The sequence below is a fragment of the Streptomyces coacervatus genome (assembly GCF_029223485.1).
Lineage (GTDB): Bacteria > Actinomycetota > Actinomycetes > Streptomycetales > Streptomycetaceae > Streptomyces > Streptomyces coacervatus.
Window position 1 is genome coordinate 370553 of record NZ_JARHTP010000009.1, and the last position, 11929, is coordinate 382481.

Annotated in this window: 10 protein-coding genes; 5 read left to right on the forward strand and 5 right to left on the reverse strand. The window is 70.9% G+C overall.

Annotated elements, in window-relative coordinates; translation table 11 throughout:
- Positions 1 to 96: 96 nt before the first annotated feature.
- The 5 genes from P2Q00_RS24065 to P2Q00_RS24085 form a co-directional block, all read right to left on the reverse strand.
- Entirely contained in the window at positions 97 to 1293 is a 1197-nt protein-coding gene (locus P2Q00_RS24065) for an ABC transporter substrate-binding protein (protein ID WP_275774743.1), read from the reverse strand.
- A 38-nt stretch (positions 1294 to 1331) separates the two neighbouring features.
- Positions 1332 to 3857 (reverse strand): branched-chain amino acid ABC transporter ATP-binding protein/permease, encoded by a 2526-nt coding sequence (locus P2Q00_RS24070; RefSeq protein ID WP_275774744.1) that lies wholly within the window; start codon positions 3855 to 3857, stop codon positions 1332 to 1334.
- A gap of 12 nt (positions 3858 to 3869) precedes the next feature.
- Entirely contained in the window at positions 3870 to 4739 is an 870-nt protein-coding gene (locus tag P2Q00_RS24075; RefSeq protein ID WP_275774745.1) for a branched-chain amino acid ABC transporter permease, read from the reverse strand.
- 162 nt (positions 4740 to 4901) lie between these two features.
- On the reverse strand, positions 4902 to 6260 hold the full coding sequence (locus tag P2Q00_RS24080) for an FAD-dependent oxidoreductase (protein ID WP_275774746.1): 1359 nt from the start codon (positions 6258 to 6260) through the stop codon (positions 4902 to 4904).
- A gap of 112 nt (positions 6261 to 6372) precedes the next feature.
- Positions 6373 to 7446 (reverse strand): NAD(P)-dependent alcohol dehydrogenase, encoded by a 1074-nt coding sequence (locus P2Q00_RS24085; RefSeq protein ID WP_275774747.1) that lies wholly within the window; start codon positions 7444 to 7446, stop codon positions 6373 to 6375.
- Positions 7447 to 7507: 61 nt separating this feature from the next.
- Between P2Q00_RS24085 and P2Q00_RS24090 the strand changes: the two genes are divergently transcribed.
- The 5 genes from P2Q00_RS24090 to P2Q00_RS24110 all read left to right on the forward strand — a co-directional run bounded on the left by P2Q00_RS24090 (position 7508) and on the right by P2Q00_RS24110 (position 11921).
- Positions 7508 to 8302, forward strand: a complete 795-nt coding sequence (locus P2Q00_RS24090) for an SDR family NAD(P)-dependent oxidoreductase (protein ID WP_275774748.1) — start codon at positions 7508 to 7510, stop codon at positions 8300 to 8302.
- A 93-nt stretch (positions 8303 to 8395) separates the two neighbouring features.
- A complete protein-coding gene (locus P2Q00_RS24095) occupies positions 8396 to 9529 on the forward strand; it encodes an acyl-CoA dehydrogenase family protein (protein WP_275774749.1) in 1134 nt (377 codons plus the stop codon).
- 102 nt (positions 9530 to 9631) lie between these two features.
- The gene (locus P2Q00_RS24100; protein WP_275774750.1) at positions 9632 to 10420 is read left to right on the forward strand and encodes an enoyl-CoA hydratase/isomerase family protein; all 789 of its coding nucleotides are present in this window, start codon (positions 9632 to 9634) and stop codon (positions 10418 to 10420) included.
- Positions 10405 to 10776 (forward strand): Zn-ribbon domain-containing OB-fold protein, encoded by a 372-nt coding sequence (locus P2Q00_RS24105; RefSeq protein WP_275774751.1) that lies wholly within the window; start codon positions 10405 to 10407, stop codon positions 10774 to 10776. Before P2Q00_RS24100 ends, P2Q00_RS24105 begins: the two co-directional genes overlap by 16 nt.
- Complete coding sequence (locus P2Q00_RS24110; protein ID WP_275774752.1) at positions 10773 to 11921, forward strand: thiolase family protein; 1149 nt, start codon at positions 10773 to 10775, stop codon at positions 11919 to 11921. Before P2Q00_RS24105 ends, P2Q00_RS24110 begins: the two co-directional genes overlap by 4 nt.
- Positions 11922 to 11929 lie beyond the last annotated feature (8 nt).

The following is an 11929-nucleotide window of genomic DNA, read 5'->3' on the forward strand; positions in this document are numbered from 1 at the left end:
CATCACTTCCGTCATCCGGGTCTCGTGGGATGGCTTGTTCCCAACCGGAGGGAAGAGGTCGGCGCAGGGCCCCGTGTCACGCCGGGGCCCGGGCTCTCAGTCGCGTGCCGGGGGCGTGTAGAAGTCGCCGACGGATGTCCAGGCACCGTTCTTCACGACCACTCTCTGCACGCTGCGCGTGCCGAGGTGACTACTCGCGCTGAAGTGCATGACCGGTGACACCCCCGGGTCCACCTTGCTCGCCTTATGGTACGCAGCGGTGAGGGCCTGGGACGTGACAGGCCCCTTGATGGTCTTCGTGATCTCGGCGAACACCTTCGCGTTGCTCCAGCCCCACAGGGCGAGGAATCCGGCGGTCTGGCCGGGCTCGTACTTGGCCATTGCGGTCCGGAACTCCTTCACCGCGGGTTCCTCGCCGGAGGGCGCCTTCACCAGCTGTACGGCCTTGAGGCCCTCGGCGGCGTCCTTGGCCAGGGCAACCGTCGACTCGGCGGCCACGGGGGCGTAGGCGTAGGTGGGCAGCGAGAGCCCCTGGAGCTTGGCCTCCTTGAGGAAGGCGGCCGCCTCGGGGGAGGTGAGGATCAGGACTACTGCCTGGGTCTTCGCGGCCTTCACCTTGCTGATCACGGGTGTGTAGTCGGTGGTCTGGTACTTGACCGGCAGCCGGTCGACCTCGACCGAGGGATCCACCTTCTTCGCGACCGGCTCCACCTGCTTGGCCACGTTCACGAACGCGGCCGGGTCGCTGTGCACGACGAGGATCTTCTTCGCGCCGTCCTGCACCGCCCACGCGGCGACCGCCGCCGCCTGGTCCTCGTAGAGGGTCTGGGTGCCGAACAGGCCGGGACGCGGCGGCTTGTACCAGTTCTCGGTGCCGCCCACCTCGTTGACGACCGGCACCTTGGACTGGTTGAGGACGAACGGGAAGGCCGCCTCCGCCTGGGAGGTGCCGTTCGCGTTGACGATGGCCACGACCTTGTCCTGGCCGACCAGTTCACGTGCGATCTGCACGGTCTGCTGCGGGTCGGCCGCGTTGTCCTTGACGGTCCACTTGACCTTGCGGCCGTTGATGCCGCCCTTGGCGTTGAGCATCTTGAAGTACGCGTCGGCGCCCCCCTTTTCACCCACGCCGTACGTGGCGGTGGCACCCGTGAGAGGGAGCCACGCGCCGATGTGGATCTCGGACGAGCTGCCACCGGCCGCTGCGGAGTCCTGGCCGGCGCAGGCGTTGGCGGTGAGCGCCACCGCGGCCATGACGGCCATCGCTCCCGCGGTGCGGCGGAATTTTCTCATCGTTCGGAACACGGTCCACCTCGTTCACAACGGGATTGTCAATTCACTGAAGAGGTCCGGGCGTTGGCCGCAGCGGTCGTGGTGGCGGGGTCCAGGCCGCCGCTGAAGTACGCCGCCTCGGCCAGCGCCGCGAACTCCGGGTCGCCCGGCCGCCCTTGGGCCGCGACGACGCCCTCGTGCAGCACGGCCACCTCGTGGCACACGGACATGGCCCGGCTGAGCAGCTGTTCGAGCAGTACGACGGTCAGCCCGTCGTGAGCCAGCCTGGCCAGCCGGTCGTACACCTCGTCGACCAGGGCGGGAGCCAGCCCCAGCGCCGGTTCGTCGACGATCAGGACGTCCGGTGCGACGATCAGGGCCCGGGCGATGGCGAGCATCTGCTGCTCTCCGCCGGACAGCCCGCCCGCGGAGGCGGACAGCCGGTCGCGCAGCCGGGCCGGCAGCCACTGGACGGTCTCCTCCAGCCGTTCGCGCAGCGGCGCACCGGTGATGCCCGCCCCGTAGGCGGCGACTTCGAGGTTCTCGCGCAGGGAGAGCGTCTTGAACAGGGCCCGGCCCTCGGGCGCCAGACTGGTGCGAACCGCCCCGCCCGACTCCCGGTCGCCGCGGGCCGGTTCGAGCGAGCCGTGCAGGATGCCGGCCAGCGTGCTCTTGCCTGCTCCGTTGGCTCCGGCGATGCCCAGCACGACCCCCTGGCGGACGTCGAGGTCGACGTCGCGCAGGGCGACCACACCGCCGTATGTGTGGCCGACCCCGTGCAGGCGGATCATGCTCCGCTCGCCCGCCTGCGTGGGCGGCCGGGTCCTGCCTTCGACGGTTCCCAGGTACGACGACCGCACCTTCGGGTCCTGCAGAACGGTGTCCGGGGTGCCCTCGCCGATCGTGCGGCCGAAGTCGAACGCGAGCACCCGGTGGGCGACGGAGAAGAGGTCGTCGAGGACGTGGTCGATGACCACGACGGCAGTCCCTTCGGCGTGCAGCCGCCTGATGTGCCGCGCCAGCAGTGCCCGTTCACCCGCGTCGAGGCCGCCGAACGGCTCGTCCAGGATCAGCAGTTTCGGATTCTCGGCCATCGCACGCGCCAGGTCGAGACGCTTCTGCAGGCCGAACGGCAGCTCTCCGGGGCGGCGGTCGGCCACGTCCGCGAGACCGACGGAGTGCAGCAGCCGCGCGACCTCGGCCCGGTCCCCGGCGGTGATCCGGCGACGGGTGCACAACACGTTCTCCGCGACGGTGAGTTCGGAGAATACCTCCGCGTGCTGGAACGTACGGCCGATGCCCAGCCGCCGCCGCGCGGTCGCCCTGGCCTTGAGGAGAGGCCGTCCGGCGAATTCGGCGCTCCCGCTCACCCGCCCGTTGCCGGTCAGCCCCGACAACGCGTTCAACAGAGTTGTCTTCCCTGCCCCGTTGGGCCCGATGACCGCCAGGATCTCGTTCTGCCGCAGGGACAGCGAGGCATCCTCCAGGGCCTTGAGCCCGCCGTACGAGACCGACACATGCTCCAGATGCAGCAGGACGGGGCCGTCGCCCGAGGGCCCGAGCGGCGCGGGTTTTGTCAACTCATCGGCAGGCAGGGGTACTTCGGCGTCCGGTCGTCGCTGCACCCGCCGTAGGAGGCTTCGAGCGGGCTTGGCGAGGAAGGGTACGACCCCACCCGGCAGGAACAGAAGCACCGCGATCAACACGAGGCCCTGCACGACCGGTTGGGGCATCCCGACGGCGGACGAGAGGGAAGGATTCCAGGTCAGATAGATCCCGCCGGCCGCGGCACCGAGAATGGTGCCGACCCCGCCGAGCACGCACGCCGCGATCAGCGAGATGCCGAAGGTCAGCGAGAACGGATCCGGGCTGACGAACCCGGTGAGCAGGCCGAGCAGCACGCCCGCGAAGCAGGTGCAGGCTGCGCTCACCGCGAACGACAGCGACGACTGCGCCTCCGGCGCGATGCCGATCGTACGGGCGGCCAGGGGGTGCGACTTGGCGGCCACCAGCCGCATCCGCAGTCCCGAGGCGGCAGCCGGAACGGCCAGCGCGAGTACGACGGCGGCGGCGCCGACCGCGAGGTACTGAGCCTCGGTGCCACCACCCAGGAGGGTGCCGAAGCCCAGTGCGCTGCGCAGCTGGACGACCGGCACTCCCTGGTCGCCGCCGGTCACACTGCTCCAGCGGTTGATCAACTCCAGGGTCACCGTGGTGAAGGCGAGGGTCAGCAGGGCGATGTAGAGCACCGAGAACCTGGCACCCGCGTACCCCAGGAAGGCGCCCAGGACGGCACCGGTGGCGACGGCACCGAGGACCACCGCCTCCAGCGGCCAGTCGTGACCGCTGCCGTACGCGGCGAAGTAGGCGCCGATGGCGAAGAACGCGGGATGGCCCACGGACCAGATGCCGGACCAGCCGGCGAGCAGGCCGACCGACAGCACGACGATCGTGTACACGGCCGCAAGGCCCACCGAGTACATCTGGTACGCGGGGATCGCGCCGGAGGCCATGAACGCCATGAGCACCGCGCCGGCGGCCGGGCCCAGGGCGGCCCTGGCCAGGAGGGAACGGTTGAAGACCATGGATGCGACCCCTCAGACCCGTTGGAAGGTGCGGGCGCCGAACATGCCCTGGGGGCGGATCAGCAGCACCAGCACGGTGAACGAGAACACGAATGTGTCCCGGAAGCTGGCGGAGACGTAGTTCGCCGCCATGTTGTCCAGGACGCCGATGGTCAGCCCGCCGAGGACGGCGCCGTACATGCTGGTCAGGCCGCCCAGGAAGATTCCGGCGAAGGCCCGGAACAGGGGCGCGACGAGCGCGGTGGGCACCAGGCCGGACCGCGGTGCGTACAGACAGGCGGCCAACGCGGCGAGACCCAGCCCGAGCGCCCAGGAGATCCTGGCGAGCCGCCCCGAACTCAGCCCGACCACGCGGGCAGTGTCCGCCGACTCGGCCGCGGCGCGCATGGCCGAGCCGAGCGTGGTGCGGGCGAACAGATAGCCGACCAGAGCCATCGCCACGGCGGCGACGGCGATGGTGAGCAGGCTCTGGACCGGCACCGCGGCGCCCGACCAGCGCACCGACCCGTCGACCAGACTGGGGAAGGACTTGGGCTGGTCGCCCCAGATGGATCCGGCCACGCTCTCCGCGACCAGGGACACGCCCATCGTCACGACGAGGGCGGAGAACAACTGCCCCTGCCCCAGCGGCCGGATCACCGTCTCACGCACCACCAGGCCCGCCGCCACGGTGATGGCGACGGCGGCGAGGACGCCGAGCGCCGTCGCCACACCGCGGTCGTGGAGCGAGAGCGCCACGTACAGGCCCAGGGTCGCGAGCGAGGCCATCGCGAAGTTCACGACGTCCGTGGCCCGGTAGATGATCACCAGCCCGAGACCCATGAGGCCGTACACGGCTCCACTGGCCACGCCGCTGACCAGGACCAGCAGGAACTGACTCACAGTCCCTCCCTCGGGGAAGAGCGCGTTCGCGCCACACATGCGAGAAGCATGATCACCTCACGAAACGCAGAGTTAAAGTGAACTCAATTCAGTAAGCTAGGCACTCCAGTGCCGGACGGGCAAGCCTCGTGCACGGGATTTGTGCCGAAGGGCCGATCGGGGTCAGCGTCCGACGGCCGTCGGGGTCTCGGTGAGCGCGGTCCGCGCCGCCGCCAGGCCGAAGACCAGTGCGGGGGCGAGGCCGCCCGCGTAGGCGCGTCGGTACAGTCCGCCCGCGTCGGCGCCGGCCGCGAGCAGGCCGGGTACGGGAGCCGGTCCGTCGGACACCGCGGACAGGACGTGCGCCCCGGCGTCGATCAGCAGGCCGCCGAACGTGAACGTGATCGCCGGGGCCGCCTCGACGACGTAGTACGGCGGTTCGTCGAGCGGTCGGCGGTCGAGCAGCCGACCGGGTGTCGTCGCGCCGTTCGCGCTCACGGTGGTGTTGAACTTCTCGATGCGGTCGCGGATCGTGGCGCCGGGGTAGCCCCACTCCTCGGGCATCGACGCGAAGTCCTCCAGGCCGTCCGCCACCGCGCTACGGGCGCCGGCGCGATGGCACAGCTGGAACTTGTCCACGCCGGGGATGCCCTCCACGTACGAGGCGCTGATCCACTCGCGGTGCACCCGCGCGTCGGCGACCAACAGGCCACGGGCTTCCGGCCGTTCCAGCAGGGCCATCGTCGTCAGATGGTCCCCGACCGTCTCGTCGACGAAGCGTTCGCCGGTGGTGTCGAACAGCAGGGCGTGCTCGCTGTAGTAGAGCGCGAGGTCGACGAAGCGTGCGGGGTCGGCCAGGGAGACGCCCGCAGGCATCAAGTGCCCGTAGAACCCGGCGTCCTTCTTGCCGAATGCCGCGCCCACGCTGCGCCCGAGCGTGAGGCCGTCGCCCCGGCTGTGCGGGTTGGCCCGCAGGCCGATGTCCGCGGCCTGCGGGTGGACGTGCTCGGCGCGCAGGCTGCGGTCCCCCTGGAAGCCGCCGGTCGCGAGCAGGGTCCAGGTGGCCTCGATCCGGCGCGAAGTGCCGTCCGGCAGAAGGAAGTCGGCACCCTTGACCACCCCGTTCTCCGTCACGAGCGAGCGGGTCCTGGTGGCGGTCAGCACTTCCTGGCCCCGGTCGCGGATCAGTCGCTCGCAGGTGTCGAGGTAGTGGTTGGTGTCGATCTGGTGGCCGCGGCCGAAGCCGAGCACGGGCACAGGCGGCCGGCACTCCACGCCGAGCGACCGGATCCAGGCCACGCCGCCGGCGAACCCGTCCACCAGGGCGCCGGCGAGCTCCGGGTCGCCGTCCGGGTTGACCCGGCGCATCTCCTCGACCGTCGGGGTCGTCCACATGAAACCGGCGAAGCGGGCGGAGCCGCCGGTGCGTTCCGCCTTCTCCACCAGGATCACCGAGCCGCCCTCGGCGGCCACCCGGGCGGCGGCCGAGAGTCCGGCCATACCGCCGCCTATCACCAGCAGATCCACTGTCTCCGCATCCATAGCGGGTCCCACCGCCTTCGCGTCGCCGAGTGGAACAAGACGCTAATTGAACTCACTTCTGTAGTCGAGAGGGTGGCGTGCACGGGGGGTAACGGTATGGGTTTCGGCCGGATCAGTCGGGGACCAGAACGGCGCGCCCCCGTACGTCGCCGGAGCGGAGCCTTGCCATCGCCTCCGCCGCGCTCGACAGCGCGAACCGCTTGACGCCTGCCTTCAGGACGCCCTTGCGTGCCAGCGCGACGACCTCTTCCAGTTCGGGGAGGGTCCCCCAGAAGGGCAACGAGATCCGTGTTCCGGGAGGCAGCGCACCGGGTTTGCGTACCGTCAGCTGCCCGCCGCCGCTGCCCACCACAGCCAGGTCCCCGCCCGCCCGCAACACGTCCACCGCCAGCTCCAGGCTGGAGGGACTGCCGACGAAGTCGAGCACGGCCGTCGCGCCGACTCCGCCGGTGCGGCCTCGCAGGACGGCCGCAGTGTCGGGCCGCAGGAGCGTGGCGAAGTGCGCGCCGCACTCGTCGGCCAGCACGAGCGCCTCCTCCCGTACGTCCACGGCCAGCACCTGCGCGGACGTTGTGGCGCGCAGGATCTGGACGGCCAGATGTCCCAGACCGCCGACCCCGAGGACTACCACGCCGGCGCTCGCGTCGTCGCCCAGTGCGCGCCGGACCGTGGCCACGGCGTGGAACGCGGTGAGCCCGGCGTCCGACAGGGGTGCCGCCTGGGTCGCGGCCAGGTCGCCCACCGGGACCAGTGGCCGACCGGACGGCACGAGCATCAGGTCGGCCATCCCGCCGTCGCGCCCGAGCCCCGCGCCCGTGCCGACGCGGTCGGCGTCCCGTGCCGCGCGCCGGTCGCAGTAGTTCTCCGCGCCGGCCGCGCAGCGTGCGCAACTCCCGCAGCCCCAGGGGCCGTAGACGACCACGCGCTCGCCGATCGCCGGACCCGTGGCGAGCGGGCCGCGCTCCACCACCCTGCCTGCGACCTCGTGTCCGAGGGTGAACGGAATCCGGTACGGGAGGTCTCCCGGCCGTGCGTCCATGACGTGGAGGTCCGAGCGGCAGAGGCCGGCCGCCTCCACCCGGATCAGCACCTCTTCGGCCGTGGGAACGGGTCGTGCCACCTCGGTGAGGATCGGCGGGCCGCCCCAGTGGGTCAGCCGGAGTGCTCTCGTCCTGCCTGTTGACATACGAGTGACAGTAACAAAAATGAAGTCAGTTCAGTACCTGACTGTGGGGCGGTGACCGTGCATGGGCGACGAACACACGGGGCGCTTCGACGGGCGGATCGCGCTCGTCACCGGCGCAGGATCAGGCATCGGAGCGGCGGTCGCCCGGCGACTGGCCGCGGAGGGGGCGGAAGTCTTCGCCGCGGACATCGACGGCCCGGCGGCGGAGGCCGTCGTGAAGGAGCTGCGGCGAGCACACCCGCTGACCGTCGACGTGGCCGAACCGGCGCAGGTCGACGAGGCCTTCGACGAGGTCGTACGGCGCCACGGGCGGCTCGACGTCGTGGTGCACGCGGCCGGAGTCGACGACCCCACGGCCAAGGAGTGGATCGCCGAGGCCCTGGTCGCCGACCGGCTGCCGGAGGTGACCGCGCGGCTCGGCGACGATGCATGGCGACGTGTCATGCGCGTCAACCTGGACGGCACGTTCCATGTTCTGCGCGCCGCTCTGCGGGCCATGGCGCCGCACCGGTCCGGAACCGTGGTCACCGTCGGTTCCTCCTCGGCCTTCGACACCCAGGCCGGCTATCCGCACTACGCGGCCTCGAAGGCCGGTGCGCATGCGCTGAGCCAGTCCGTCGCCAAGGAGGCGATCGCGTTCGGGATCCGCGTCAACACAGTGGCGCCGGGGCCGACGGAGACGGGCATGGCGGCGCGGACGCCTGCGGCGCTTCGGCGGGGGTTTGCTGATCCGCGGGTTCGTCCGTATGCGACGGCGGAGGAGATTGCCGACGTTGTTTTGTTCCTGGTGGGCGAGGAGGCGGCGAACTTGGTGGGGGCGGTGCTTCTTGCGAATGGTGGGCGATTCACGGTGTGAGGGCCCAACTCCGAGTGGTCGGCTGCGGGTTGTTCGTGGCTGGTCGCGCAGTTCCCCGCGCCCCTGAGGGGCGTTCGGTCGAGGGAGGTCTGAATGTTCCGGCTTGGTGGCGATCCCGCTCTGTTGCTGGAGACTGACGAGCAGCGTCAACTGCGGGCAGTTCTAAGGGATTTGCTTGCCGATACCTGTGGGCCCGAGGAAGTCCGCAAGCAGGCCGGGAGTCCGCGCGGGTACGACCAGGTGTTCTGGGAGCGGCTCGCCTGCGAGATCGGAGTGCATGGGCTCGCCCTGCCCGAGGAGTACGGCGGGGCCGGGTACACGTTCGCCGAGCTTGCCGTCGCTTTGGAGGAGACGGGGCGTGTGGTCTGTCCCGCGCCGCTGCTGTCGACCGTCGTGCTGGCCGGACACGCCCTCCTGAGCAGCGGCGACCGGCAGGCCTGCGCGCGCTGGCTTCCGGGTATCGCCTCTGGCGCGCTCACGGCAACGGTCGCCGGATTCCTGCACCCTGCCGACGTGACGGCCGAGCGCGGCCCCGGCGGCTGGGTGCTGCGCGGAGAGGTCGACTTCGTGCCCGACGGAGAAGGCGCAGATCTGCTGCTGGTCGCCGCCCGCGCGCCGGACGGGGAGCGGCTGTTCGCCTGCGGGCCGGACGGTGCGACCTGCGATCGCACGGCTCGTCGGGTCCTCGACTCCACGCGGCGTCAGGCATACGTCCGCTTCCGGGGGGCGCCGGCCGAGCCGGTCGGCGAGCCCGGGCGGGCGGCGGGGGTCGTCGACGCCGTGCTCGACGCCGGACGGGTGGCCCTGGCGGCCGAGCACGTCGGCGGCAGTGCGCACGCCCTGGACGCCGTGCTCGCCTATGTGTCCCAGCGGACGCAGTTCGGACGTGCCATCGGCTCGTTCCAGGCGGTCAAGCACCGGCTGGCCGACCTGCTCGTCGAGGTCGAGGGTGCGCGGTCGGCCTCGGCGTACGCGACCGCCTGCCTTGCCGGAGGCGTGCCGGAACTGCCCGTGGCCGCGAGTGCCGCAGCGGTCGCGTGCACCGGCGCCTACCGACTCGCCACCACGGAATACGTCCAGCTCCACGGCGGAATCGGCTTCACCTGGGAGCACCCGGCCCATCTCCATCTGCGCCGGGCACGGGCCGACGAGGCGCTGTTCGGCACGGGCGACGACCACCGCCTGCGCCTGGCCGGTCTGCTCGGCCTCACCGGCTCCACCGGCTGATCGTTCACCGGTCGCGCAGCGGTCATCGCTTCCCGATCCATTGACAGGGGTATCCATCCGCCCACAGAATCGAACTCAATTCAGTTCAGTTTGGAGGAGCTCATGGCAGTCGAGGACGAGATCCAGTTCGAGCGGGACGGGCATGTGGCGCGGGTCTGGCTGAACCGCCCGCACAAGAAGAACTGCGTGACCGTGCCGATCCTCAACCGGCTGGACGAGATCATCACCGAGGTCGACGCGGACCCCGAGCTGCGCGTGCTGGTGCTGCGCGGGCGCGGGAACACCTTCTGCTCCGGGTTCGACCTGGACAGTCTCAAGGCCGACTTCGTCGGCAGGTCCAACGCGATCGACGTGGCCGTGCTGTCGGCGAAGGTCTGCGACCGGCTCTACTCGATGAAGACCCCGTCCATCGCGGTCCTCGAGGGTCATGTCACCGCGGGCGGCTTCGAGTTGATGATCTCCTGCGACTTCGCGATCGCCGCGGACGACGCCCTGATAGGCGACTTCCACATCCGGCGCGCGCTGTTCGGCGGCGCCGGCCCGATCTACCGGGTGCCACGCATGATCGGCGTCCGCAAGACCAAGGAGCTGATGCTCACCGGCAAGCTGCTCACCGGGGTCGAGGCCGCCGAGTTCGACCTCATCAACTCCTCGGCGCCCGCCGACAAACTCGACGCCACGGTCGAGGAGTTCGCCGACCAGCTCATCGACAAGAGCCCGTTCACCATGTGGATCACCAAGATGACCATCGACCGGAGCCTCGACGCGGACATCCAGTCGCTGATGGTCATGGAGCATCTGGCGGTCGGCGTGATGCTCAACTCCGAGGACGCGGCGGAGGGTGTGTCGGCGTTCCTGGAGAAGCGGGAGCCGCAGTGGAAGGGCCGCTGAGCGCAGCGGAGGAGACCGGGAGCCGACTGCGCGGCTCCCGGTGCGCCGACTGCGCGGTGGCCACCTACGCCGCCGACCCGGCGTGTCCGCGCTGCGGGGGGCCGGCCGAGCCGGTCGTGCTCTCCGCCACGGGCACGCTGTGGACCTGGACCGTGCAGCGGTACGCGCCCAAGTCGCCGCCGTACGTTCCGCCCGTCGCCGGATTCACGCCGTTCACCGTCGGATACGTCGAACTGCCGGAAGGGGTACGGGTATTGGCCGTCCTCGACATCCGGCCCGACGAGGCGGAGATCGGCATGCCGCTCACAGTCACGGCGGCAGACGGAGTGCCCAGGGCCGCGGGAGCCGCCGTATGAGCAGCGAGGACGTGCTCGTCTGCGGCGCCGGGATCACCTCCTTCGCCCGCACGGAGGCGAGCGGCCGGCAGCTGGCCGTGCAGGCTGTGCGGTCCGCCCTCGCCGACGCGGGGCTGCCGTGGTCGCGGGTGCGGGCCGCGTACGGCGGCAGCGATGCCGCCGGCAACGCCGACACGCTGGTCGCCGAACTCGGCCTGACGGGCGTGCCGTTCACCAATGTGCGCAACGGCTGCGCGACGGGCGGCAGCGCGCTGGTGGCGGCCGTGGGCGCGATCCGATCCGGGGCGGCGGACGTGGCCCTCGCCGTCGGCTTCGACAAGCATCCGCGTGGTGCGTTCGACCCGCGGCCCGCCGACTGGGGGCTCGACGAGGCCTACGGCCGCGACGGGCTGATGGTGACCACACAGTTCTTCGCCATGAAGATCCAGCGATATATGCACGACCACGGCATCGGCGCCCGCACCCTGGCGCTGGTCGCCGAGAAGGCGTACGCCAACGGAGTGCTCACCCCGCACGCCTGGCGCCGCAAGCCGCTCGACGCGGACGAGATCCTGGCGTCCGGGATGGTCAACGACCCTCTGACCCGGTACATGTTCTGCTCGCCCGGCCAGGGCGCGGTCGCGCTGATCCTGTGCAACCGCGCGGTGGCCCGCGAGCTCGGCGGAACGCCGGTCACGCTGCGGGCGGCGGTCGTACGGACGCGTCGGTTCGGCTCCTTCGAGGTGTTCAGCCCCTGGGCGCCGCCCGGGACGCCGACGAGTGTGAGCGCCGACGCCGCTCAACACGCTTTCGAGGAAGCCGGGTTGGGGCCACGCGACATCGACGTGTGCCAGCTGCAGGACACCGAGAGCGGGGCCGAGGTGATGCACCTGGCCGAGTGCGGGTTCTGCGAGCCCGGCGAGCAGGAGTCACTCATCCTGTTCCGGGCGACCGGGATCGGCGGCTCGCTGCCGGTCAACACCGACGGCGGGTGCATCGCCAACGGCGAGCCCATCGGCGCCTCCGGACTGCGCCAGGTCCACGAGATCGTGCAGCAGTTGCGCGGCCGCGCCGGCGAACGGCAGGTACCGGGGGATCCGTCGACCGGCTTCACCCATGTCTACGGGGCACCGGGCGTCAGCGCCTGCACCGTGCTGACCCGCTGAAGGACCGT